The 24,896-nt window shown below is 62.8% G+C and carries 22 protein-coding genes; 19 read left to right on the top strand and 3 right to left on the bottom strand.

Features of this window, described 5'->3' with window-relative positions; all coding sequences use genetic code 11:
* The 17 genes from murD to AAC029_RS14255 all read left to right on the top strand — a co-directional run bounded on the left by murD (position 1) and on the right by AAC029_RS14255 (position 19,866).
* Positions 1 to 1,425 carry a UDP-N-acetylmuramoyl-L-alanine--D-glutamate ligase gene (gene murD, locus AAC029_RS14335; protein WP_339749164.1) on the top strand — a complete coding sequence of 475 codons (1,425 nt, stop codon included), beginning with the start codon at positions 1 to 3 and terminating at the stop codon, positions 1,423 to 1,425.
* On the top strand, positions 1,422 to 2,549 hold the full coding sequence (ftsW, locus tag AAC029_RS14330; RefSeq protein WP_339749162.1) for a putative lipid II flippase FtsW: 1,128 nt from the start codon (positions 1,422 to 1,424) through the stop codon (positions 2,547 to 2,549). The genes murD and ftsW overlap by 4 nt, the downstream gene beginning before the upstream one ends.
* Positions 2,546 to 3,652 carry an undecaprenyldiphospho-muramoylpentapeptide beta-N-acetylglucosaminyltransferase gene (gene murG, locus AAC029_RS14325; RefSeq protein WP_339749160.1) on the top strand — a complete coding sequence of 369 codons (1,107 nt, stop codon included), beginning with the start codon at positions 2,546 to 2,548 and terminating at the stop codon, positions 3,650 to 3,652. Before ftsW ends, murG begins: the two co-directional genes overlap by 4 nt.
* A complete protein-coding gene (gene murC / locus AAC029_RS14320) occupies positions 3,649 to 5,055 on the top strand; it encodes a UDP-N-acetylmuramate--L-alanine ligase (protein WP_339749158.1) in 1,407 nt (468 codons plus the stop codon). The genes murG and murC overlap by 4 nt, the downstream gene beginning before the upstream one ends.
* Positions 5,052 to 5,984: a UDP-N-acetylmuramate dehydrogenase gene (murB, locus tag AAC029_RS14315; RefSeq protein WP_339749156.1), complete on the top strand. Its 933-nt coding sequence runs from the start codon at positions 5,052 to 5,054 to the stop codon at positions 5,982 to 5,984. The genes murC and murB overlap by 4 nt, the downstream gene beginning before the upstream one ends.
* On the top strand, positions 5,981 to 6,895 hold the full coding sequence (locus AAC029_RS14310; protein ID WP_339749153.1) for a D-alanine--D-alanine ligase: 915 nt from the start codon (positions 5,981 to 5,983) through the stop codon (positions 6,893 to 6,895). Before murB ends, AAC029_RS14310 begins: the two co-directional genes overlap by 4 nt.
* A 119-nt stretch (positions 6,896 to 7,014) precedes the next feature.
* Positions 7,015 to 7,791 carry a cell division protein FtsQ/DivIB gene (locus AAC029_RS14305; RefSeq protein WP_339749151.1) on the top strand — a complete coding sequence of 259 codons (777 nt, stop codon included), beginning with the start codon at positions 7,015 to 7,017 and terminating at the stop codon, positions 7,789 to 7,791.
* A complete protein-coding gene (gene ftsA, locus AAC029_RS14300) occupies positions 7,788 to 9,113 on the top strand; it encodes a cell division protein FtsA (protein WP_339749148.1) in 1,326 nt (441 codons plus the stop codon). The genes AAC029_RS14305 and ftsA overlap by 4 nt, the downstream gene beginning before the upstream one ends.
* 102 nt (positions 9,114 to 9,215) lie before the next feature.
* The gene (locus AAC029_RS14295) at positions 9,216 to 9,614 is read left to right on the top strand and encodes a hypothetical protein (RefSeq protein ID WP_339749146.1); all 399 of its coding nucleotides are present in this window, start codon (positions 9,216 to 9,218) and stop codon (positions 9,612 to 9,614) included.
* Between the two features lie 149 nt (positions 9,615 to 9,763).
* Positions 9,764 to 11,353 carry a cell division protein FtsZ gene (gene ftsZ / locus AAC029_RS14290; protein WP_339749141.1) on the top strand — a complete coding sequence of 530 codons (1,590 nt, stop codon included), beginning with the start codon at positions 9,764 to 9,766 and terminating at the stop codon, positions 11,351 to 11,353.
* Between the two features lie 125 nt (positions 11,354 to 11,478).
* Entirely contained in the window at positions 11,479 to 12,378 is a 900-nt protein-coding gene (gene lpxC, locus AAC029_RS14285) for a UDP-3-O-acyl-N-acetylglucosamine deacetylase (RefSeq protein ID WP_339749137.1), read from the top strand.
* 110 nt (positions 12,379 to 12,488) lie between these two features.
* A complete protein-coding gene (locus tag AAC029_RS14280; protein WP_339749134.1) occupies positions 12,489 to 13,319 on the top strand; it encodes an outer membrane protein assembly factor BamD in 831 nt (276 codons plus the stop codon).
* A 28-nt stretch (positions 13,320 to 13,347) separates the two neighbouring features.
* Positions 13,348 to 15,045, top strand: coding sequence for a DNA repair protein RecN (recN, locus tag AAC029_RS14275; protein ID WP_339749130.1), 1,698 nt, complete (start codon positions 13,348 to 13,350; stop codon positions 15,043 to 15,045).
* A 159-nt stretch (positions 15,046 to 15,204) separates the two neighbouring features.
* Positions 15,205 to 16,467, top strand: coding sequence for an alpha/beta hydrolase (locus tag AAC029_RS14270; protein ID WP_339749126.1), 1,263 nt, complete (start codon positions 15,205 to 15,207; stop codon positions 16,465 to 16,467).
* A 104-nt stretch (positions 16,468 to 16,571) separates the two neighbouring features.
* Entirely contained in the window at positions 16,572 to 17,045 is a 474-nt protein-coding gene (locus AAC029_RS14265) for a hypothetical protein (RefSeq protein WP_339749122.1), read from the top strand.
* 209 nt (positions 17,046 to 17,254) lie between these two features.
* Positions 17,255 to 19,363 carry an NAD-dependent DNA ligase LigA gene (gene ligA, locus AAC029_RS14260; RefSeq protein WP_339749117.1) on the top strand — a complete coding sequence of 703 codons (2,109 nt, stop codon included), beginning with the start codon at positions 17,255 to 17,257 and terminating at the stop codon, positions 19,361 to 19,363.
* Between the two features lie 56 nt (positions 19,364 to 19,419).
* Complete coding sequence (locus AAC029_RS14255; RefSeq protein WP_339749113.1) at positions 19,420 to 19,866, top strand: hypothetical protein; 447 nt, start codon at positions 19,420 to 19,422, stop codon at positions 19,864 to 19,866.
* Here the strand turns inward: AAC029_RS14255 and AAC029_RS14250 are convergent.
* Positions 19,845 to 20,387, bottom strand: coding sequence for a hypothetical protein (locus AAC029_RS14250; protein WP_339749108.1), 543 nt, complete (start codon positions 20,385 to 20,387; stop codon positions 19,845 to 19,847). The genes AAC029_RS14255 and AAC029_RS14250 overlap by 22 nt on opposite strands.
* Positions 20,387 to 22,225 carry an aminopeptidase P family protein gene (locus tag AAC029_RS14245; protein WP_339749104.1) on the bottom strand — a complete coding sequence of 613 codons (1,839 nt, stop codon included), beginning with the start codon at positions 22,223 to 22,225 and terminating at the stop codon, positions 20,387 to 20,389. The genes AAC029_RS14250 and AAC029_RS14245 overlap by 1 nt, the downstream gene beginning before the upstream one ends.
* Before the next feature lie 164 nt (positions 22,226 to 22,389).
* Here AAC029_RS14245 and AAC029_RS14240 point away from each other — a divergent pair, with 164 nt between their 5' ends.
* Positions 22,390 to 22,551, top strand: coding sequence for a hypothetical protein (locus tag AAC029_RS14240; protein ID WP_339749101.1), 162 nt, complete (start codon positions 22,390 to 22,392; stop codon positions 22,549 to 22,551).
* Between the two features lie 42 nt (positions 22,552 to 22,593).
* Here the strand turns inward: AAC029_RS14240 and AAC029_RS14235 are convergent, their stop codons facing one another.
* Entirely contained in the window at positions 22,594 to 23,454 is an 861-nt protein-coding gene (locus AAC029_RS14235; protein ID WP_339749098.1) for a 50S ribosomal protein L11 methyltransferase, read from the bottom strand.
* 719 nt (positions 23,455 to 24,173) lie between these two features.
* Here AAC029_RS14235 and AAC029_RS14230 point away from each other — a divergent pair.
* On the top strand, positions 24,174 to 24,503 hold the full coding sequence (locus AAC029_RS14230) for a GIY-YIG nuclease family protein (protein WP_339749096.1): 330 nt from the start codon (positions 24,174 to 24,176) through the stop codon (positions 24,501 to 24,503).
* Positions 24,504 to 24,896: the final 393 nt, after the last annotated feature.

The following is a 24,896-nucleotide window of genomic DNA, read 5'->3' as shown; positions in this document are numbered from 1 at the left end:
ATGATTGCGGTCCATGCCTTCAAGGGACGCCGTGTTGCGGTCTTCGGACTGGGGCGTAGCGGGCTTGCCACGGTCCGTGCGCTGCAGGCCGGCGGTGCCGAGGTGTCGGCATGGGATGATTCCGCTCAATCGCGCGCCGCAGCCGAGGCGCAAGGCTTCGTGCTTGATGATCTCAATCGACGCGATTGGGGCGATGTCGCCGCTCTCGTGCTCTCTCCCGGCGTGGCCCTGACCCATCCGGCGCCGCACCGCGTTGTCGAGCTGGCGCAGGCGGTCGGCGCGCCGGTGATCGGGGATATCGAATTGTTTGCGCTGGAAGTGCTGGCGATGCCGGTCAAGCGCCGTCCGAAAATCATTGGCATTACCGGCACCAATGGCAAATCGACCACCACGGCGCTGATCGGCCATATCCTGCGCGAGGCGGGCCGCAATGTGACGGTCGCCGGCAATATCGGCGATGCGGTTCTGGCCCAGGATCCGCCACGCCCCGGCTCGTATTATGTGCTGGAATTATCCTCCTATCAGCTTGATCTGACGGCGAGCCTGCAATGCGATGTCGCGATCCTGCTCAACCTCACGCCGGACCATATCGACCGGCATGGCGATTTCGCCGGCTATTTCGCGGCCAAACAACGCCTGTTCTCGATGCAGGGGCCGGACGGTGTCGCGATTGTCGGCGTTGATGATGCGCAGACCAGCGATTTTTATTCGCGGCTGCGGATGAAGCGTCCCGATACGCGGGCGATCCCGATCTCGGCCGGCCGTGTGGTGTCGCGCGGTGTCTATGCGTTGGGCGATCAGGTTTATGAGGCGCTCGACAGCGCCCCCAAAGCGGTGATGCAGCTTGGTCGCGCTGCGGCCCTGCCGGGCCGTCACAACGCCCAGAATATTGCGGCCGCGCTGGCCGCCGTGCGGGTGCTCGGGGTCAGCGCGCGGATGGCCGCCGATGCCATCGGCTCGTTTGGCGGGCTGGCGCACCGCCAGGAGCTGGTCGGCGAGTTGGACGGCGTGCGCTTCGTCAATGACAGCAAGGCGACCAATGCCGAGGCCGCGATGCAGGCGCTGGCCTGTTATGACCCGATCTACTGGATTGCCGGCGGGCGCCCGAAGGCCGGCGGGCTCGCCGCGTTGGCGCACCTTTATCCGCGCATCGCCAAGGCCTATTTGATCGGCGAGGCGGAGCCGCGTTTTGCCCGCGAACTTGACGGCAAGCTGGCCTATGAGCGCTGCGGTGATCTGGCGACGGCGACGGCGGCGGCCGGCCGCGACGCGCGCGCTGAGGGCCGCAAAGGCGCGGTGGTCCTGCTATCGCCAGCGGCGGCGTCTTTCGACCAATTTGCGAATTTCGAGGCTCGGGGTGACGCTTTCCGCGAGCTGGTTGGCGCGTTCATGGCGCCGGCGCTTGAGCCGGAGCCCGGCGCATGATCGTGTCGCTGCACCGCGCCGTGACATCCTGGTGGCGCGGTATCGACCGGACGCTGCTCTTCGTGATTCTCGCCTTGATCACCACCGGCATCGTGCTGTCGATGGCGTCCAGCCCGGCTGCGTCGGCGCGGCTCGGAATTGATGACCCCTTCCATTTTCTCTACCGGCAGGCGGTGTTTGCCCTGCTGGGGATTACCGGCATGCTGGTCCTTTCCAGCCTGAGCCCCAAGGGCGCACGCCGGCTCGCGGCGCTGGTCCTGGTCGGCTCATTCGTGCTGATGGTCGCGACGCTGTTTCTGGGCGATGAGGTGAAGGGCGCGACGCGGTGGCTGCGCTTTGGTTCCTTCTCGCTGCAGCCCTCGGAGTTCCTCAAACCCGCGCTGCTCGTCACGGTGGCCTGGTTGTTTGCCGAAGAAAAACGCGGCGCGCCGATCCCGGGGCGGCTGGTCGCTTTTGGCCTGTATATCGCGGCGATCGGTTTGTTGATGGCGCAGCCGGATTTCGGACAATCGGTCTTGCTGACACTGTGTTTTGGCGGCGTGTTCTTCGCCTCCGGCCTGTCCTGGCTCTGGGTGTCCGTGCTCGGCAGTCTGGCGGTGACTGGATCGGGCTTGGCCTATCTGACCTTGCCGCACGTGGCGGCGCGGGTGCACAGCTTCATCAATCCGGAAGGCAATGAGACCTATCAGATCGACCGGGCGATCGAGGCGATCTCGCGCGGTGGGTTGATGGGGGTCGGGCCCGGTGAGGGTGAGGTGAAACATCTCCTGCCCGATGCGAATACCGATTTCATCTTCTCGGTCGCGACCGAGGAGTTCGGCCTGTTGGCCTCGCTTTCCATCATCGGCCTGTTCGCGATTTTGGTGACGCGGGCCTGGAACCAGGCGATGCGGCTGAATGATCATTTCGCGCAGCTGGCGGTCGCCGGCCTGGCGCTGCAATTCGGACTGCAGGCGCTGATCAACATCTCTGTGAACTTGAACCTGATCCCGCCGAAGGGCATGACACTGCCATTCGTTTCAAATGGAGGCTCGTCCATGCTCGCCTTGACCTTTGCGGCCGGTTTGATGCTGGCCCTGACACGCCGCCGCCCCGGCGCCTATTCGATGCAAGCCGCCGGATGACACCGCGTCGCTGCCTGATTGCTGCCGGGGGAACCGGCGGACATATGTTTCCTGCCCGCGCCGCCGCCGAGGCGCTGATCGCGCGCGGCTGGCAGGTTCGCTTGGTCACCGATGCGCGCGGCCTCAAGCACACGACCGGCTTTCCCGCCGTGGCGATTGACGAAATCCATGCCGCCAGCCCATCGACGAAAAACCCGATCAAGCTGGCCAAGGCTGGCCTCGAGCTCGCCAAGGGGCTGACCGAGGCGCATGCCATCATCAAGCGCTGGAAGCCCGATGTCGTCGCCGGTTTCGGGGGCTATCCGGCCTTTCCCGCACTGGCGGCCGCCCAGACGATGGGCATCGCCTATGCGATCCACGAACAGAATGCCGTGCTCGGACGGGTCAATCGGGTGTTTGCCGGTCGCGCCGGTTTCATTGCCTCGGGTTTTGAACGTCTCGACAAGCTGTCCGTCACGGGCCGCAAACACCATATCCTGACCGGCAATCCGTTGCGCCAGCCCATTCTTGATGCGCGCGCTGCCGGTTACACGCCGATCGCAGCGGACGGGCGGATCAATCTTCTCATTCTCGGCGGCAGTCTGGGTGCACGGTTATTGTCGGAGACGGTCCCGGCGGCGATTGCACAACTCCCACAATCGCTTCGTTCTCGCCTTGATGTCGTCCAACAAACCCGTGAAGAGTCGTTGGCGATGGCGCGTGAATCCTACCAGTCCTGCGGCGTGAGTGCTCGCTGCGAGCCCTTCTTCGAGGATGTCGGCGCGCTCTATGCGGCGGCTCATCTCGTGATCGGGCGCGCCGGGGCTTCGACCGTGTCGGAAGTGGCCGGTGTCGGACGCCCGGCGATTTTCTGTCCGCTCGCCATCGCTGCTGATGATCATCAGAGCGCCAATGTTGAAGGCCTGGTCGCTGCGCTCGCCGCTGACACGCTGCCGGAAGCTGACTTCACTGCCGACCGTCTGGCCGGCCTTTTGCAATCCCGTCTGTCGAATCCGGCTGATCTGGCTGACCGCGCGGCTGCCGCGCGTTCGCTGGGTCGCCCCGATGCCGCACAAGCACTGGCCAAGGCTGTCGAAGGCCTGGTCCGAGGAGCCCTGACATGAAATTTGCCGCTTTGCCTTTCCCGGTCGGCCCGGTCCATTTTGTCGGCATTGGCGGCATTGGTATGAGCGGCATTGCCGAGGTGATGCTCAATCTGGGCTATGCGGTGCAGGGCTCGGACATCAAGGCCAACCCGAATGTCGAGCGCCTGCGCGGTCTCGGTGCCAATATCGCCATCGGCCATGCCGGCGACAATGTCACCGGTGCCGGCGCGATTGTCGTGTCTTCGGCGATCAAGCCGTCCAATCCCGAACTCCTCGCGGCTCGCGCCGCCAAAATCCCGGTCGTGCGCCGGGCGGAAATGCTGGCCGAGCTGATGCGGCTGAAATTCGCCGTCGCGGTTGGCGGCACGCATGGCAAGACGACCACGACCTCACTGGTCTCGGTGTTGATGGATGCGGCCGGGGTTGATCCGACGGTGATTAATGGCGGGATCATCTCCGCCTATGGCTCCAATGCCAAGGTGGGCTTGGGTGACTGGATGGCGGTTGAGGCGGACGAGTCCGACGGCTCCTTCCTCAAGCTGCGCGGTACCATCGCCATCGTCACCAATATCGATCCGGAGCATATGGAGCATTACGGCGATTTCGACACGCTGCGCGAAGCCTTCTTCCAATTCGTCGAGAACCTGCCGTTCTACGGTTTCGCCGTGTTGTGCACGGATCATCCCGAAGTCCAGAGCCTCGCCAGCCGGGTGCAGGACCGCCGCGTCATCACTTATGGCCTCAATCCGCAGGCCGATGTGAGGGTGGAAAACCTGCGTGCCGATGTCACCGGCTCGACCTTTGATGTTTGCTTCCGCCTGCGCGGCGAGGAGCCCGAGCGCTGGAGCGATGTCTTCCTGCCGATGATGGGCGAGCATAATGTCCTCAACACGCTGGCAGCGCTGGCGACGGCGCGCGAGCTGGGCCTCACCGAGGTCGCTGGCAAGAAGGCGCTGGCCGAATTCGGCGGCGTCAAACGCCGCTTCACCAAGACCGGCGAGTGGAAAGGGGTCAGCATTATCGATGATTACGGCCACCACCCGGTCGAGATCGCAGCGGTGTTGAAAGCGGCGCGGCAGGCCTCGTCTGGCAAGGTGATCGCGGTGATGCAGCCGCACCGCTATAGCCGTCTGCACGATTTGTTCGACGATTTCTCGACCTGTTTCAACGATGCCGACAGCGTGCTCGTCGCCGATGTCTATACCGCTGGTGAAGATCCGATCGAGGGCATTGATCGCGATCATCTGGTCGAAAGTCTGCGCGCCCACGGGCATCGCGACTCCAATCCGGTAACGCGCGAGACGGCAGCCGCCGAAATTGCCAGCCGGGCCGTGTCAGGCGATGTCGTCGTCTGCCTCGGTGCCGGCGATATCACGCAATGGGCCTACGCCCTGCCGGGAGAGCTGGAGGCGCTGGGTTGAGCCTGATTGAGCGCCTGCCTCCGGTTCGCGGCAAATATATCGAGGCCGCGCCTCTGAAAGACATCACCTGGCTGCGCGTGGGCGGCCCGGCGCAAGTGCTGTATCTGCCGGCGGACGAGTCCGATCTGGCGCGCTTTCTGGCCGAAACGCCCGATGAGATCCCGGTCCACGTCCTCGGCGCCGGTTCCAATACGCTGGTGCGCGATGGCGGTGTGCGCGGGGTCGTGGTCCGGCTGACTGGCGCTTTCGCCAAGACCGAGGCGCTCGGCGAGAACCAGCTGCGTGCCGGGGCCGGGGCGCTCGACAAAATGGTCGCCAAGGCTGCGGCCAAGGCCGGGATTGCCGGGCTGGAATATCTCGTCGGCGTGCCGGGCACGATTGGCGGCGCCTTGCGGATGAATGCCGGCTGTTATGATCAGGAAACCAAGGACGTGGTGGTCGAGGTCGTGGCGCTCGACCGAGGCGGCCGTCGCATCATCGCCAAGCCCGACGAGCTCGCCTATGGCTATCGCCATAGCGGCGCACCGGAGGGCTGGATCTTCGTCGAAGCGGTGCTGCAAGGCACAGCCGACGAGCCCGACGCTATCCTCGAACGCATGGCCGCGATCACCGCGCGGCGCGAGACGACCCAGCCGATCCGCGAGAAGACCTCCGGCTCGACCTTTGCCAATCCCGATGCGCCCGGCACGCCGAATGCGCGCAAGACCTGGCAATTGATCGATCAGGCCGGCGGTCGCGGCCTGCGAATTGGCGGGGCGAGTTTTTCAGAGCAACACTGCAATTTCCTGATCAATGACGGCACCGCCACGGCGGCCGATCTGGAAGATCTCGGGGAAGAAGTTCGCGCGCGCGTCAAACACAAGTCTGGCGTCGATCTGCGCTGGGAAGTCAAACGCATCGGGCTGCCGGGCAAAGAGGGACTCTCATGACCAAACGTGTCGCAGTACTGCTCGGTGGGCTCTCGCCCGAACGTGATGTTTCGCTGGTGTCCGGCCGCGCCTGCGCCAAGGCTTTGCGCGAAAAGGGCTATGAGGTTGTCGAGATCGATGCCTCGCGTGATCTGGCGCAGCAGCTCAAGGATGCCGATCCCGACATCGTTTTCAACGCCCTGCATGGCGAATGGGGCGAGGACGGCATGGTCCAGGGCGTGCTGGAGCATTTCGGCAAGCCCTACACCCATTCCGGCGTGCTCGCTTCGGCGCTGGCGATGGACAAGCAAAAGGCCAAGGCCGTGCTGCGTGCCTCCGGCATTCCCTGCCCGGAAGGCCTGATCGTCAACCGGTTCGAGGCCGCCAAAGCGCACGCGATGAAACCGCCCTATGTCGCCAAGCCGAATGCGCAAGGCTCCTCGGTCGGGGTGCATATCGTGCTGGAGGGCGCTAACCGTCCACCGGCCGAGCTCGGCTCGAACGCTTGGGCGCTCGGCGATGAAGTTTTGATCGAACGCTATATCCCCGGCCGCGAATTGACTGTTGCCGTGATGGAGGACCGGGCGCTTGCGGTGACCGAGATTATCCCCAACACGACTTTTTACGATTATGAGGCGAAATACTCAGCGGGTGGTTCGACTCATATTTTACCTGCCGACGTCTCACCCGCCATCGCTGACCAGGCACGCGCCCTGGCCTTGCAGGCCCACGCCGTTCTGGGCTGTCGTGGTCTGACGCGGACTGATTTCCGCTACGATGAATCCGCAAATCCACCACTATGGTTACTCGAAATTAACACCCAACCGGGCATGACTCCGACTTCACTGGCGCCAGAACAGGCGCTGTTCTGCGGGATCGCGTTTAATGATCTCGTGGAGTGGATGGCGGAGAATGCGTCGTGTCGAAGGTAGCACGTGGCGGGTCGCGAAAAGCACCCCGTCGCAAGTCTAACCACCGGTCCGCCGCGGTGTCTGCACCGCGGCGTTTGCGTAACTGGGCGGAAGCTCAAGTCAGAAGTGCGCGTTATCGAGTGGCAAATGCAGCCCGTATGGGCGCGATGGCGGCTGCCGCACTCTTGCTGGCAACCATCGCCGGCCTGACTCTGTTCGGCCAACTCGACGATGTGGTGCGCCTCGGCGGCGACAAACTCACCGTCAGGCTGGCTGATATGGGCTTCGCGGTGCGCTCGGTCGATGTCACCGGCGCCGGCGACGAGATTGCCCACTCCATCGTTCTGGCGACCGAAATCTATGACGGCCAATCCCTGTTTTCCGTTGATCCGGCTGCCGTCCGCGCCCGCGTCGAGGCCCTGCCGATTGTGCGTTCGGCGACCGTGGCACGGCTTTGGCCTGACCGGGTCTCTATCGTGGTCGAGACGCGTGAGGCCTTCGCCCTGTGGCAGGTCGAAGGCGTGCTCAATATCATCGACCGCGACGGTGTCGTGCTGGCGGCGGCTGATGTGATGAATCCGCCGGCTCTGCCGCTTGTGGTCGCCGATGGCGCCAATCAGCATGTGGTCGAGATCGTTGATGCCTTGGCGCGCTATCCGGCCATTCAGACCCATGTCGTTGGTGCCGTGCGGGTTGGCGAACGGCGCTGGAATTTGCGGCTTGATAGCGGCGCCGATGTGAAATTGCCGGAAGGCGATGTCCGGGCCTCGGTGGCGATCCTGGCGCGATTGCAGGCCGAGCGTGGCGTGTTGCGGCTGGCGGCTGAGAGTTTCGATCTGCGCGGGCAGGGTGATTTGATTGTCAGAGCGTTGCCCGACCGGGCTGCCGCGGCCGGCATGCGGGAGCATGAAGCATGAGTGTGTTTGAGTTTCTCCGTCCGCAGAGCGCCGCCAATGGCGCCAATGGCAAGACACCCGGCGTTTGTGCTGCACTCGATGTTGGCTCGTCCAAGATTGCCTGTTTCATCGCCAAGACCGATCAGACGATTGCCGGGCCGCGTCCGCGCGTCGTTGGCGTTGGCCATCAATCGAGCCGCGGCGTCCGCGCCGGCGCCATTGTCGATATGGACGAGGCGGCCGAAGCGATCCGCGCCGCCGTTGAACAGGCCGAGCGCATGGCCGGACAAGCGGTCAATTCGGTGACCGTGACCCTGTCGGCCGGCCAGCCGTCCAGCACCCGCCTGGCGGCCGAGATCGATCTGCCGCAGCGCGAAGTCACCGAGCGTGATCTACGCCGTCTGCTCGACGGCGCGCTGTCGGAATTTTCCGTCGCTGACCGCGTGGTCCTGCACGCGATTCCGCTGGCTTGGTCGGTTGATGATCATCGCGGCATTCGTGATCCGCGCGGCATGTTCGGGCGTACGCTCGGCGTTGAGGTGCATGTCATCACGGCCGCCATCGGGCCTTTGCGCAATCTGATGACCTGCGTCGAGCGCTGCCATTTCGATCTCAAGGGTGTGGTCGCCACACCCTATGCCTCCGGCCTGTCGGCGTTGGGCGATGATGAAGTGCAACTCGGTGCGACCCTGATCGATATGGGCGCTGGTGCGACCACCGCAGCCGTCTTCTCGGAAGGCGCGCTTCTTCATATCGACACAGTCCCGGTTGGCGGCTCGCACGTTACCTCCGATGTCGCGCGCGGCCTGTCGACGCCGCTGGCCGCTGCCGAGCGTTTGAAGACCCTGTACGGGTCCGCGCTGGACAGCCCGGACGATGATCAGCAGATGATCGAGGTGCCATCGGTGACCGGCGACCGCGTCTATGGTTCGGCGCCGCGCTCCCTGCTCAATTCCATCATCCGGCCACGGCTGGAAGAAACCTTCGAGCTGATCCGCGACCGGCTCGACGCTGCCGGGGTCAGCAAAACCTCCGGTCGCCGTTTAGTGCTCACCGGCGGGGCCTCGCAATTGCCCGGCACGGGCGAACTGGCCGGCCGGGTGTTTGGCAAACAGGTCCGCATTGCCGGGCCGGGTGGCATTACCGGACTGGGTGATGCTGTGTCGGGACCGGCCTTTAGCGCGGTGGCCGGCGTCGTGCGCCGTGAGACGCGCGGGGCGGCCGAAGCCATTGCCGGACCGCCGCGGGTTGGCAATTTGTCGGCCACGCGTCTGCGCCGTGACCCGACGCGTGAAAACGAGCGCGGTGGTGCCGTTTGGCGATGGTTCGCCGAGAGCTTCTGATTGGCCAGACAGGCCTGCACAGCTCATAATCAATGACCGGTAAAGTAACGATTGGCGCGCCCAAACGCGCTATATCGGCTCTGTAAGCAACAGGCCGATACCATGTCACTCAATCGCATAATTCCCCACGCGTCCGCCGGCTATATCGAGGTCGTCTTTGATGGCCACGAAGACTGGATGTCTGCGGTGCAGACGATCGAACAAATCGTCGCCGCCATCGACGAATTGAGCATTTACCGCATCCTGCTCGATTTCGGACGGGTCAACATGCACGTCGCCGTAGCCGAAGCGCCGCATGTGGCCAAGCTTTTCGACGCATTCGCCAATCACCGGCTGAGCTTTGGCATTATCCGCGCCGGCGACGCACGCGGCGCTGAGACGATCGCGGCGTTCGCTGATGGCATGCGCTCGATGGGGCACAGTCTCGAATACCTGGAATCGGCCCCCGCCATCGAGCACTGGATCCGGCAACGAACGAAGCTTGCTCGCCGCGCCGGCTGAGCCCGGCGTCGCCAGCCCCGCACATCGCCGGGTCCGAGATGGATTTTATTCGAAAATATCCGTGATGCTTAACTCTCGCTTAAGCGTCGCAGGCGGAAACTTCATGGTGAATCGATCATTACCCGAACCACCTGACCACGAGGTCTCGCATGACGTTGAATCTTTCCCTTCCTGAAACGACCGAATTGCGTCCCCGCATTGTTGTGTTTGGCGTCGGCGGGGCTGGCGGCAATGCCGTCAACAACATGATCGAGGCCAAGCTCGAGGGTGTCGACTTCGTCGTGGCCAATACTGATGCCCAAGCGCTGGCGCGCTCGCAGGCAGAGAAACGCATCCAGATGGGCGCCGCGATCACTGAGGGTCTCGGCGCCGGTGCCCGCCCTGAAGTGGGCGAGCAATCGGCCGAAGATTCAATTGAGGATATCCGCGAGCATCTCGCGGGTGCCCATATGGTCTTCATCACCGCCGGCATGGGCGGTGGCACTGGCACTGGCGCAGCACCCGTTGTGGCGCGCGCGGCCCGTGAAATGGGGATTTTGACCGTCGGTGTGATCACCAAACCCTTCCACTTTGAAGGCACGCGCCGGATGAAACTGGCTGAGGCGGGCATCGGCCAGCTGCAGGATCATGTCGATACACTGATCGTGATCCCGAACCAGAATCTGTTCCGGATCGCGACCGAAAAAACCACTTTCTCCGAAGCTTTCTCGATGGCCGACCAGGTGCTGCATTCCGGTGTTCGCGGCATTACCGATCTGATGGTGATGCCCGGCCTGATCAATCTCGACTTTGCCGATGTCCGCTCCGTGATGAACGAGATGGGCAAGGCGATGATGGGCACAGGCGAAGCCTCCGGCGAGAAACGCGCCATCGAGGCCGCCCAGGCCGCCATCTCCAACCCGCTGCTCGACGATGTCTCGATGCGCGGTGCGACCGGCGTGTTGATCAATATCACCGGCGGTTATGACATGACGCTGTATGAAGTCGATGAAGCGGCCAATGAAATCCGTTCCGAAGTCGATCCGGAAGCCAATATCATTGTCGGCTCGACCTTTGACGAGACGATGGAAGGCTCGATGCGGGTCTCCGTTGTCGCTACCGGGATCGATGCTGAGGTTGCCGTGGTTGATCCGCGCGCCCGCCTGCGCGGCGCGGCTCAGCAAGACCGGGCCCCGAGTGATGCCATCCTCCCTTGGAAGCGGACCAATTCGGATCGCCCCGGACGCGTCGTGGCTGAAGACCAGCCCGCACCGGTCGAGCGTCACGAGGCGCCGCGCGAAACACAGGTTGAAGCCCTGCCAATGGCTGTCGGCGCCGAGGAGTTGAGCGATGCTGTCGCCCAGGACCAGGCACCGGTCGAGACCAGACATGACCCATATCTGTCTACCGCCGATCCGTCGCATCACTTCGGCGCGGAAACACCGCAGGTCCGTGTCGACCAGGCCCGCCTTGCCGAAGAGGCAGCGACCCTCAATGCGCGCTATGAACAGCGCCGTGCCAGCGAAGGTCCGTCCCGCAGCAAGGCGCCCGCGCCAGCTGAAGACGAGCCAAAGCGGAGCGGATTCTCCCTGTTTGGGCGTCGCCGCAAGCCGGCCGAGCCGGCCCCGAAGGCCGCGCCAAACGCGCGAAATATGCCCGTACAATCAACAACTCGCATGGCGAGTGGCGATCTGTTCGGCGAAAGCGTGGATGAGAGCGATCTCGAAATCCCGGCCTTCCTGCGCCGTCAGGCCAATTGACACCGGGTCCGCGTAACAAACAGCAACAAAGCTTTAATTGAATGATGACGCCGCATGTCGTTTTGTGCAGCTGAGGGGCGACGTACGTCGTTCATTGTTGAACCAGAAGAGACGGCGTTGTTGTTGTGATTTACCGGCAAACATTGGCGGCACCTGTGGTGTGCGCAGGCATTGGTCTCCATTCCGGGGAGCATGTGCGCCTCGCTTTGAAGCCGGCTTCAACCGGCGCTGGTATCAGCTTCGTCCGCTCGGACATCACCGAATTCGACAATCGTATTGCGGCGCGGGCCGAGAACGTCACGACCGTTCGCCTCGGCACCACGATCGCCAATGCGGCCGGCGCGTCTGTCGCGACGGTCGAGCACCTGATGGCGGCGCTCGCCGGGCTTGGTGTTGATGATGCGACGATCGAGGTTGATGGCCCTGAACTACCAGTGATGGACGGCTCGTCTGCGCCGTTCGTAGTGCTTATCAACCGTGTTGGCCTGAAACAGCTTGCCGCGCCACGCCGCGCGATCCAGGTGCTCAAGCCTGTTGTGATCGAATCCGAAGGCCGCCGCGCCAGCTTCCTGCCGGCGCTCAAATCGATGATCGAAGTCGAGATCAATTTCGATCACAGCGCTGTTGGCAATCAGGCCTGCAGCTTCGAAGTCACGCCTGAAATCTTCTCTGCCGATATTGCCTCGGCCCGCACATTTGGGTTCCGCAAAGATCTCAATGCTCTGCTGGCGGCCGGCTTGGCGCGTGGTGGTTCGATGGACAATGCGGTCGTGCTCGATGATGACGGCGTCGCCAATCCTGAAGGCCTGCGCTTTGACGATGAGTTCGCACGCCACAAAGCGCTCGATGCACTGGGTGATCTTTACCTCGCCGGCGCGCCGATCATTGGGCGCTATCATGCCCAACGTCCGGGCCATGCGATCAATAACCAGGCGCTCCGGGCGCTGCTGGCCGACACGTCCGCCTGGAAGATGGTCACCCTGCGCGATGCTTGCCAGCAAGACGTGGCGATGGCGAATTCCTGATATTGCGGCGGTCCAGCTGACGCGGCACTTTTGTCGCGGCGAATGATCCGCTACAAGCGTTCTGGAACCGGCGGTCATTCGACCGCCCTAGCTGTTGAGCCGTGTTCAATATGACCTTCTTGTCGCGTTTGCTGCCGACCATTCTTTTGTCCGCTCTGGTTGTGGCCTGCGCAAATGGACCGGACGCTTCGGTGGCTTATGTCGAACGCCCGGCCGAGTCGATCTACGCCGACGCGTTTGCTTCGATGGACCGCGGTCAGTACCAACTCGCTGCGGCCCAGTTCGACGAGGTCGAGCGCCAGCATCCCTATTCGGAATGGGCCCGTCGCTCGATGCTGATGGCCGCTTTCGCCAATTATCAGGCCAATAAATACGACGAGGCGATTTCCGACGCCCAACGCTTCATCTCACTGCACCCCGGCAATCGCAGCGCGCCCTATGCGTATTACCTGATAGGCCTTAGTTATTTCGAGCAAATCGTCGATGTCGGCCGCGACCAGCAAATCACTCAGCAGGCGCTCGATGCGCTGCAGCAGGTGGTCCGCCGCTATCCCGAAAGCCGCTACGCGACCGATGCCCGTCTGAAAATTGACATGACGCGCGACCACCTTGCTGGCAAAGAGATGGATATCGGACGCTGGTATTTGCGTCGCAATTACCATCTCGCGGCGATCAATCGCTTTCAAAACGTGATTCGCAATTATGGCACGACCTCACACGTCCCCGAGGCCCTGCATCGCCTGGTGGAAGCTGATGTCGCGCTCGGTCTTGACGCTGAAGCAACGCAGACGGCTGCCGTGCTCGGCTATAACTTTCCCGGCAGCGACTGGTATCAGAACAGCTATGATCTGCTGACCCGTGAGGGCATTGCGATTGATGAGGCGATCGATCAGCGCGATCCGACCTTCCTTGAGCGCGCGATGCAGCGTATCTTCGGCTAGGTCGGACGGGGAGGTGCTGTCGCTCTGAATGCTGCAATCGCTCTCGATCCGCAATGTTGTTCTAATTGATAGTCTTGATGCCGGCTTTGACCGCGGCCTTTGCGCCCTGACGGGCGAAACCGGCGCCGGCAAATCCATTCTTCTTGGCGCCCTCGGACTGGCGGTTGGCGAGCGCGCCGAACGTGGTCTGGTCCGCGCCGGAACCGACGAGGCTTCTGCCGTTGCCGAGTTCGATCTCGCCGCTGGCCATGAGGCTTGGGCGGTGCTCGATGAGGCCGGTATTCTGGTTGAACCCGGCGAAGCGTTGATCCTGCGCCGGCGCCTGGGCGAAGACGGCCGCAGCCGCGCCCATGTCAATGATCAACCCGCCAGTATCGGTCTGTTGCGCTCTCTTGGCGATGTGCTGGTCGAAGTGCATGGCCAGCATGACGGTCGCGGCCTGCTCGACCCCAAAACCCATCGCAGCCAGCTCGACGCCTATGCCGACAATGCCGGACTACGCGAAGCTTGCCGCAAGGCCTGGTCGGAGCTGTCGAAGGCCCGCACCAGTCTGGACGAATTGGTACGGGCCCATTCGGCCTCGACCGAGGAGCAGGATTTTCTGCGTCATGCGCTCGGCGAAATTGACGCGCTGCAACCGCGCGCGGGCGAAGAAGAGGCATTGGCCGCCGAACGGCATTTTCTGATGGGCGCCGAGCGCGCGCTTGGCGATCTGCAGGAGGCCCAGGATGCGCTGGCCGGTGATGGTGGCGGACTCGAGGCGCGGCTCAATATCGCGATGCGGGGTCTGGAGCGCGTGCGTGATCAGATCGGCAGCGCAGGCGGTGCGGCCGGCGAGGCGCTTGAGCGCGCCTCGGCGGCGATCGACCGCGCTCTGATAGAATTTAATGAGGCCGGTGACGCTCTGACCGACGCGGCGCGCGCTTTCGATCTCGAACCGGGCCGGCTGGAGAGCGTCGAGGAAAGACTGTTTGCCCTGCGCGCACTGGCGCGCAAGCATGAAGTTGGTGTCGATGCCCTGTCTGGTCTGCAGATCCGCTTCGCCGACCAGCTCGACGCGATCGAGAACGCCAGTGAGCGTATCGCTGAGGCCGAAAAGAGTGTCCAGGCAGCCGAGGCGCTCTATCGCGACGCGGCAGGCGCCCTGACCCGCTCACGCGACGCCGCCGCCCACAAGCTCGCCGCCGCCGTCGCCACCGAATTGCCGCCCCTGAAAATGGACAAGGCCCAATTTCGCGTCGCCCTGGTCACCGATACCGACCGCGCCGGACCAGAAGGGTGCGACAGTGTGCGTTTCGAAGTCTCGACCAATCCGGGCGCGCCCTTCGGGGCCCTCGACAAGATCGCCTCTGGTGGCGAGCTGTCGCGTTTCGGCCTGGCACTCAAAGTGTCGCTGGCCGGCGATGAGGATGGCCGGGTGCTGGTGTTTGACGAGGTCGATCAGGGCGTGGGCGGTGCCGTCGCCGATGCGGTTGGCCGCCGCCTGAAACGCTTGGCGAAATCCGGCCAGACGCTGGTCGTGACCCACAGCCCACAAGTCGCCGCGCTGGCCGATCATCACTGGAAAATCATCAAGGAAGATGATGGTGCTGGCGGTGTTCGAACCGTGCTTGTCCAGCTCACCGGCGAGGCCCGCCGCGAAGAGATTGCCCGCATGTTGTCCGGCGCCGAAGTCACCGATGCCGCACGGGCGCAGGCGGATCAGTTGATGGCGGTCGGGGCGTAGATTTCGCCAAAGAGCAGCCGCTCCGTTTCCGATCACAGCCGTTCACGTCTGCGCGCTTTTTGACGTTCAAACTTGGCTGTCTGGACGGTTCTGCTAGGTTTCGCCCGGCAAATCAGCGAGAAGATCCACAATCTTCTTTCACTGGCGGGGGCTGGAAGAATGAACAGAATTGGCAGCATTCTTCTGGTATTCGCCTTGGGCGCCTGCGCGCATCCTTATCCGGGTGCGGTTTCACCCAATCCCTGGATCCGCTCGGCTGCCGTTGAGCCTGATAGCGATATTTCCGCCGAACCGACGGTGCCGACGCTCCTCTACGTGACTGACCGCAGTCAGGCTGATGGCGGCGGATATGGCACTGACCGGTCCAGCTCGATGGCGTTCGGGTCGCTTGAGGTTGGCGTCACCAATATGACGCCGCAGGCCTATGCCCGCTATATGTCGGGCGCAGACCACTCCCACGCTGCCCCGCGATATGATCTTGCCAATATTGTGGAGACGGTTCGTTTTCCCGGAACCCCGATGCCGTTTTCAATCCAGGACGGAGAGATGCGGCGCGATCGCACAACGATTCTGGCCTACCAAGCGGCCCGCCGCGAGTTCAGCCGCGTCTTGACCGGCGAGTTGGCCGAACGTCACACCGGCAAGGTCGTCCTCTTCGTTCATGGCTTCAACAACAGCTTCGAACGCGGCGCTTTCAGCCTGTTCGAATTGTGGGCTGCATCGGGCTGGGACGGGGTCCCGATCATGTTCAGCTGGCCGACTGGGGAGCCGAATGCGCTCAGCTATTTCGGCGACACCCAGGATGGCGAGTTCTCGGTGTTTCATCTCAAGGAGACGCTGCGCCTGCTCGCCGCGACCGAAGAGGTCGATGAAATCATCCTGATCGCGCATAGCCGCGGTGCCCAGATTGCGACGACGGCGCTGCGCGAACTTCTGATCGAATCGCGCGGTGCCGGCGTGTCGATGCACGATACCTATCGCATCAATACGCTGATCCTGGCCGCGCCTGACATTGATCTGGGCGTGATGGAACAACGCCTGGTCGCCGAAATGTTTGGCCTCGGCTTTGGCCAGATCGATGTTTATTTGAACCGGCATGATGATGCCTTGGGTGTGTCGGGCTGGCTGTTCGGCGGCGTGCGCTTCGGCTCGCTCGCGCCTGAAGAATTATCGGCGGAGTCCCGGGCTGTGTTCCAAGGGGTGGATTCGGTCCACTTCATCCTGGTCGACGACGCCCATGGTGAGGCCCGGCATAATCACTTCCGGCTGCATCCCGGTGTGCTCGCCGACATCGCCATCACCATGCGAACCGGGGCCGAACCGGGCGATCCCGAGCGGCCGCTTGAGCATCTCGACCTCAACTTCTGGCACATCGACCAAAGCTACACCCCGCGGTTTCTGGGGGATCAATCCCGAGAGTGAGTTGGCCAGAGTTGGCCAGAGTTGGCCAGAGTTGGGTTGTGGCGCGGGCCGGGTGATGTCGATCCAGTGCCTGCGCATATCATCGGTGTTTGGACAGGTCGAAAATGAATAACTCACTTCTCATCTACGTGCTGGCACTGGCTCCGGCGCTGCTCTTGTTGCGGTCGCTGCAGGTCCTGCGGCGGTGCGTCAATGATGTCCGCTTCCGGCGTCGTGCCCTGTATCAACTACCTATCCTCATCATCGCCGCACCGGTCGTGATCACATTGATTATGGGTTGGGAGATGAGCCTTGATCCCGACTTCGCATTACGGACCTTCTCGGTTTCCGATCCCATAGGGCTGCGAGCCCTTTTTCTGTTCGCGATAGACCAGACCGGGCGCGGCGCATTGCTCGACTTCATGGAAGTGTTCGGGATCAGTTTTTCGCCGCTTGTACACACCTGCAGCTCGATCCTGTTTTGCATTTCAATGCTGATTTATCGCACCGCAGTTGGGCTGGCGATTTCTGTTTTCGCCCTCTCGGTCGGGCTGGAAATATTCAGCCACTGGCGCAACAGACAGAAGCGACGCCAATGATTTCTGCGCAGGCTGCTGGCCCTGCCGGCTCGATTTTTCAGGACCCTCCCGGTACGAAAGACACCGCCCGTATCCGCTTCTTCCCGGCCGGCGGCCGGCCGTGAGCTGATCGGCGTTTGGCAGTCGAGTCGGGCGAGCAGGATGCTATTGTATTGGCGTAAAACGGTATCCGCTTTCGATTCGCGGCGGGCCGGGGTTCGGGGTCGAGCATGAGCGCTTTGAAGGATGTCGAAACTCTCAGCGAGGCCGAGGCGCGCACCGAGCATGCCCGGCTGGCGCGAGAGATTACCCGCCACGACAAGGCTTATTACACCGAAGATGCGCCCAAGGTTTCCGACGCGGTTTACGACGCCCTGCGCCAGCGGCTCGAGGCGATCGAGGTGCGTTTTCCGCAATTGGTCGATCTGTTCAGCCCGACCCAGCGCGTCGGCACCGCGCCATCGGGCAAGTTCGGCGAGATCACCCATGCCGTGCCGATGCTCTCGCTCGGCAATGCCTTCAATGATGAGGACGTCGCCGATTTCGTCGGCCGGGTGCGCCGCTTTCTCGGACTGTCCGAGGACGAAGCTGTCGCCATCACCGCCGAGCCCAAGATTGACGGGCTCTCGGCCAATTTGCGTTATCTGAAGGGCGAGCTCGTCTCCGCCGCGACGCGTGGCGATGGCACGACAGGCGAGGACGTCACCGCCAATATCCGCACCCTCAAGGACATCCCGCAAAGTCTGCCAGGCAATGACTGGCCCGATGTGTTGGAAGTGCGCGGCGAGGTTTATATGAGCCATGCCGATTTCGCGGCCCTCAACCAGCGCCAGGAAGAGGCCGGCAAGCCCGCCTACAAGAATCCACGCAATGCCGCCGCCGGCTCGCTACGCCAGATCGACCCGGCGATGACGGCGCAGCGCCCTTTGCGCTTTTTTGCCTATGCCTGGGGTGAGTTGAGCGCGCCCTTGGCCGAGACCCAGATGGGCGCCGTTCAGCGCTTCGCCGAGTGGGGCTTTGCGATCAATGAGCTGATGCGGGTCTGCGACAGCGTTGAGGGCTTGATTGCCGTCTATCGCGATATCGAGGCCCGGCGCGCCAGTCTGGGCTATGATATTGACGGTGTCGTCTACAAGGTCGAGCGGCTCGACTGGCAGGCCCGCCTCGGTCAGGTCGCCCGCGCGCCGCGCTGGGCTATCGCCCATAAATTCCCCGCCGAACAGGCCACCACCGTGCTCGAGGGCATCGACATCCAGGTCGGCCGCACCGGCTCGCTGACCCCGGTGGCGCGGCTGAAGCCAGTCACCGTTGGCGGCGTTGTGGTCTCCAATGCGACGCTGCACAACGAGGACGAGATCGCGCGCAAGGATGTCCGCGTTGGCGATAGGGTGGTGATCCAGCGCGCCGGTGATGTCATTCCCCAGATCGTGCGGGCCGTCGATGCTGATCGCCCGGGTCGCGGTGAGGCTTTTGTTTTCCCGACGACTTGCCCGATCTGTGGCAGCCAGGCGGTGCGCGAGCATGACGAGAAGACCGGCAAGCCCGATGTCGTGCGCCGCTGTACCGGCGGGCTGATCTGCGGTGCCCAGATCAAGGAAAGACTGCGCCATTTCGTCGGACGCAAGGCCTTCGATATCGAGGGGCTCGGTGCCAAGCAGATCGAGGCCTTTCATGATGAAGGCCTGATCACCGAACCCTCGCACATCTTCACCCTCAAGGCGCGCAATGCGGCCGGTGAGATCGATCCGCCAATCCAGGAGCGCGAGGGCTGGGGCGAGACCAGCGCCAATAATCTCTTCGCCGCCATAGAGAGCCGCCGCACGATTGCCCTGTCACGCCTGCTCAATGCGCTCGGTATCCGCCATGTCGGCGAGAATACGGCGACGCTGCTGGCGCGGACCTATGGCAGTTGGGTCGCCTTCAGCGCCGCCGCCGAGACCCTGTCCGACGAGACTGTCCGCGCCGAAATGCTCGGCATTGACGGCATTGGCGAGACCGTCATCGAGGCGCTCGACCAGTATTTCTCCGAACCGCATAATCGCGATCTTCTGGTGCGGCTGGTGGCCGAGCTCACCATCGAAGACGCGCAGGCCGTCGCGTCAGACAGCCCGGTCGCGGGCAAGACCGTCGTCTTCACTGGCGCCCTCGAACGCATGACCCGCGACGAAGCCAAGGCCAAGGCGCAATCGCTCGGCGCCAAGGTCGCGGGGAGCGTGTCGGCGAAGACGGATCTGGTGGTGGCTGGGCCGGGGGCAGGCTCGAAAGCCAAGAAGGCTGCGGAGCTTGGGGTGGAGATGATCTCGGAAGATGAGTGGTTTGTGCTGATCGGGGAGGGGTGAGTCTTGCGCCGTGCCAACGACACTCCGTCTGTCTCACTGCAGGGAAAGCAAACCTTATGAGACTGTTGGTCGGACCCTATGTCCTGGAGTTTCCGAACGAGGCGAACGCCTCTGTCCGTCTTTGCGGCCGCGCCGACTGGGCGGCGGACTCATTGACCACAACGGTGTGGAGCGTTGATGTTCTCGACCACACCTTCTTCATTTCATTGTCGGTGCGGGCATTGCCAGTTGATCTGGGCATGTGGATTACGCAACAAACCCGAAAGCCTGTGTCGACCGAACCTGTCGAATTTGGCTCGGTCTCCGGGCAGCGTTATGGCGAATTCCATGAATTCGGGGCGTTTGTGGATTGGTGGTTGCGTGGAACCGGACCGACGATCCAAATCACCCTTAGAAGTGAACTGCCGCCCCCGCTGCCTGATATTCAGAACACGCTGGAGGCGATCGTGGCGTCAATTGCGGAAGTGTCGATTGTGTCAGACTATTCGCCGACCAGCCGGTAAACCCCGTCAATGCGCGGCTCACCCACAGCCTCGAGATAGCTCAGCAAAATCCCGCTCAGCCGCTCCCAGTCATCGACGCGGCAATAGCCCGCCTCGCCCTCGGCCTGGGTGACGTCGTAATCATCGAGCACGGCCTGTTCCAGTTCCGCGCAGGAGGGCTGGTGATAGGTGACGATGCCGCCGGGATAGATCCAGACCAGGCCATAGACCCAATTATCGTCATCGGGCTTCTGGGCGACGTAAATGCCGGGAGAGAGTTCGCGCAGGCGAACGTTTTCGTGCGGGAAATCGGGGACTTCGGAGTGATAGCTGGCGCCGCGCCGGCGCACTTCGCCGCGCCACATCGGTTGGTCGAAGGGCGTGCCGTCGGTCAGATAGGGCGTGTGGGTGTAAATGCCGTCGGGCAGCGGAAATTCCGCACTAAAGCGGCCGATCAGCGGCCGTTCCGAATAGAAACAGCCGCTCAGGATCAGTGCCGCAAGAACAATGACGAAACGCGACGCTGGGACGAAACGCGACACTAGGGTGTGGCGCCGACAAGGGGTTCGGTCGCGGTGTGCAGCCAGGCTGCCGTCTCACCCTCGACCAGCGGAGCGATGCGGCTGCGGACTTCTGCGTGATAGGCATCGAGCCAGCCGATCTCGGCCGCCGTTAATGCCGTGACATCAACCAGTTCGCGATGGATCGGCGCCATGGTCAGGCTTTCAAACCCGAGCATCGGCCGTTCGCCGCCGTCGATTTGGGCCGCCTCGGTGACGAATTGCAGGTTCTCGATCCGGATGCCATAGCCGCCTTCCTTGTAGAAGCCGGGCTCGTTGGACAGGATCATGCCGGGCTCGAGCGCGACGGCATTGGGTGATTTGGCAATGCGCTGCGGGCCTTCATGCACGCCAAGGAAAGCGCCGACGCCGTGGCCGGTGCCGTGATCATAATCGAAACCGGCCTCCCACAGTGGCAGACGCGCCAGGATATCCAGCTGGGTACCCGTGGTGCCCTTGGGGAAGCGCACGCGGGCCAGGGCGATATGGCCCTTGAGGACGCGGGTGAACTGGGTGCGCATTTCAGCCGTTGGCTGGCCGATCGGCACGGTGCGGGTGATGTCGGTGGTGCCGTCTGGATATTGGCCGCCGCTATCTACCAGATAGAGCGAGCCGGGCACGAGTTTCAGATTGCTCGCTTCGGAGACGCGGTAATGCGCGAACGCACCATTGCTCTGGGCACCGGAGATGGTGTCGAACGACAAATCCCGCAATTCGGGCAAGGTCTTGCGGATCGCTTCCAGCTTGCGGGCGGCGATGATTTCATCGACCTCGCCGGCCTGGGCAACGGTGTCGAGCCAGTGCAGGAATTTGACGATGGCGGCACCGTCGCGGATATGCGCTTGGCGGGAGCCCTCGATCTCGGCGGCATTCTTGACCGCCTTGGGCCGCATCACCGGGTCTTCCAGCTTTTGCACCTTGGCACCGCCGGCACCGAGCCGTTCGAGCACCCAGGCTGAGGCCGTGGCCGGATCGACGCGGACGGTCTGACCCTTCAGCTCGGACAGGCCGGCTTCGAACTCGGTTTCCGGACGCAGGGCGATCTGATTGCCGAGATGGCTGAGGGTTTCATTGGTGATCTTTTCCGGCGCCACGAACAGGGTGGCGGTGCCGTCCTTGTTGATGATCGCGGAGGATAAGGGCAGGGGTGAGCGCGAGACATCGCCGCCACGGATATTGAACAGCCAGGCGATGGATGGCGGGGCCGTGATAACAGCGGCGTCGGCACCGCCACGTGCGACGGCAATGCCGATGCGGTGGCGTTTGGAATTATGGTCTTCGCCCGCAAATTCAAGCGGTTGCGGATTGATTTTGGCCATGGGCGCGGCTGGACGATCGGTCCAAGCGAGATCGATCGGGTTGGTCTCGACGGGGATCAAATCGACCTTGGCCCGCATCGCGGCGGTCTTCAAAAGGTCGAGCGCTGCGGGGCTGTGCAGGCGCGGATCATAACCGATCTTCTGGCCAGGCTGACCATGCTCTTCGATCCAGCCATACATGCCCTGATTGACCAGGTCGCAATATTCGAAAATTTCCGGGTCGGCCTGTTGCTTGACTTGGCCGGTATAGCGGCCATCGACGAAGACGGCGGCGCGGTCGGCCATCACGATGGCGGCGCCAGCGGAGCCGGAGAAACCGGCGATCCAGAGCAAACGCTCATTGCAATCAGGTAGATACTCATTGTCATACTCGTCCTCATGCGGGACGAGGAAGCCGTCGAGACCGAGCTTTTCCAGCTCTGCGCGCAGCTTGGGAACATTCTCGCGGCCATAGCGATAGCCGCCTTTTACGTCGAAAGTCTGGGAGATCATTTGGGTCATTCGCGCAAGCTAGGCCTAGCGGCGGCGGGTTTCAATGCCTGTTGGCTTCTGTATGCATTTGCGCAGACCGGCCCTGCGGTAACGGGCCTCCACAGCTGACACAAAGCGGCGCAGACAGCGCTCGAAGCCCGATGGTGGACTGCGCGTAAACGAGAGACTTTAAAATGTATTCGATGATGGATGACGTTCTGCGCCTCAATGGCGGTGACAGCTTTTCCCACACCCTGGATCGCTCGCGTGAACGCGCCGGTGTTCGGGTGCGTGCACGCAGTTATGATGTTGACGGCTTCCTGTCGTCCTGCGGCCTGAAAGCCAAGCGCAAATAGCCTGTTGGCCTATCGCTAACCTATCGCTGCCCTGTCGTTGGACTAGCGCTTGCTGGCTACCAGACACGCCCAGCCTTCCAGAGGCGGCTGCCGGTGGACGGTGAGCCCGGCGGCGAGATAGGCATCGCGCACCCAGGGCTCCTGTTCGGTCAGCAGACCGGACAGGATGACCCGCCCGCCCGGCGCCAGCGCTCGTGCGATGCCCGGCGCCAGATCGACCAGCGGTCCGGCGAGAATATTGGCGAAGATCAGCTCAAACTCGCGCCCCGCCAGCTTGGCATGATCAAGTCCTTCGGCTACGAAGCAATCAATCCCCGGCGTGCCGTTCTTGACGCAATTCTCAACGCTCTCCTCGACCGCTTCCGGGTCGATATCCGAGGCGATGACCTCAGAGTCGGGCAATACCTTGGCCGCCGCGATCGCCAGCGCCGCGGTGCCGCAGCCGAGATCGAATACGGTCGTCGGCTTGAAGCCGGCATTGAGCATGTCATCAAAGGCGATCAGACAGCCGCGCGTGGTGCCGTGATGGCCGGTGCCAAACGCCGGCCCGGCCTCGATCTCGATCCCGACCTGCCCGGCCGTGATCGCCTCGCGGTCATGGGCCCCGAACAGCACGAAGCGCCCGGCATCGACCGGCTTGAGCCCCTCGAGCGAGATGCGCACCCAGTCCTCGTCCGGCATCGGCTCGACGCTGACCGCGATATCGTCCGCCAGCCCTGAAGCCGCCCGAAACGCTGTCTCATCGGGACGCGCCTCAAACAACACATCCATCCGCGCCGCTGCGCCGTCCTCAAACAACAGCCAGGACAGGGCAATCGGTGGATAGACCTCGTCCAGCCGCTCGACTGCATCGGCCAGGGGCTTGAAATCAGCGAAAGCGGTGAGGCGCCAGATGGTGCTCATGGGGTCGTTCCTTGGTCGTTTAGTGGTGGTTTGGACGTTTGTTGTGTGCCTTTCAACAGACTTGTCATTCGGGGGCAGGTCCCGGCGCTACGCCCGGCACAAGGCCGGGCATCCGGCCGGGATGACAAGGGTGTGGTTTTTCATAGGCAAGAACGCCGTTACCAAGCGGCATCGGCACTTTCGGGCATTGCGGACGATCCATCGGGAAGTCTGCGTTTATATGTAGGTGAATGCGTCCCTCGGGACCGTCCACAACCCGGTGAAGCCCGGCTCCTTCGAGCCAATTAAGGGCGGTCTGATCAAGGCCAACCCGGCGCCACCCGTCTGCCTCTTCCTGTGCACCGTCTGGGGCAGAACGTGGAGGTATTATGGGCTCGCTGGGCGGGGGTGTGGGTATCTGGCGGAGGTGGTGGGGGAAGGGGTTGTTGTGCCTCGGGCTTTCAGAGTGGAGGGCGGGGATAGCGCTGCGAGGCCCTGACTTACACCCCTCAAAATCCAATTCCTTGTCATCCCTGACGGATGGCCCGACTTGGTCGGGCCGCAGGTCAGCGACCCACACGCCCCACGCCCGGTGCGTCAGCAGCGTGGCGGTGGAAATTTCCCCTGCGCAAGCTGGATGATTGGCGGCACGTCTGGGTCCCTGATCTCCGCCCGGACCGCTTCGCGCCCGGGCATCCGTCAGGGATGACATGAAGAGAGTTTCGCGTTAAGATTGTAACATGGTTTATTTCGTCTACCTGCTCGCCTCGCGCCGGCACGGCACGCTCTATTGCGGCGTGACCAATGATCTCGTGCGGCGCGTGTTCGAGCACAAGACGGCACAGGTGCCAGGCTTCACGAAAAAATACCGCGTTGACCGGCTGGTCTGGTGGGAAATGCATGAGGACATCAATGCTGCCATCACGCGCGAGAAACGGATCAAGCGTTGGCGGCGCGACTGGAAGACGACAATGATCGAGCGCGAGAATCCGGACTGGATTGATCTCTACGCCCGTATTGGCGGCACCGATCCGGCGAGCCTGGCGCCGGTCGAATTGCGCAATTGGTAAGTTCACCACGCGTTGTCATCCCTGACGGATGCCCCCGACTTGATCGGGGGCGCAGATCAGGAACCCAGACGCCGACGCACGGTGCGTCAGCAGCGGGGTGGTGGAATTTTGCTCGTCAGCGAGCTGGATCAGCGATGCCGGGTCTGGGGCCCTGATCTCCGCCCGGACCGCTTCGCGCCCGGGCATCCGTCAGGGATGACACGGGTTTTGTTTTTGGAAGATAGTTGGCGAAGAGCGAGCGAGCTTGGCGCTGACTACCTGGTTGCGGTGGAAGGCGCCGACCCCATCAAATAAATCCCACTCCTTGTCATCAAGTCAGTTGCGGGAGTGCCAGATTTGCATCTCGGACGCGGGCATTTGCGATGACGAGGACTTTGCGGGCGACGGCTGTCA

It is taken from the genome of uncultured Maricaulis sp., assembly GCF_963975345.1.
Lineage (GTDB): Bacteria > Pseudomonadota > Alphaproteobacteria > Caulobacterales > Maricaulaceae > Maricaulis.
Note: the sequence above shows the minus strand (reverse complement) of the source record. Positions and strands in the feature narration are given on the sequence as shown.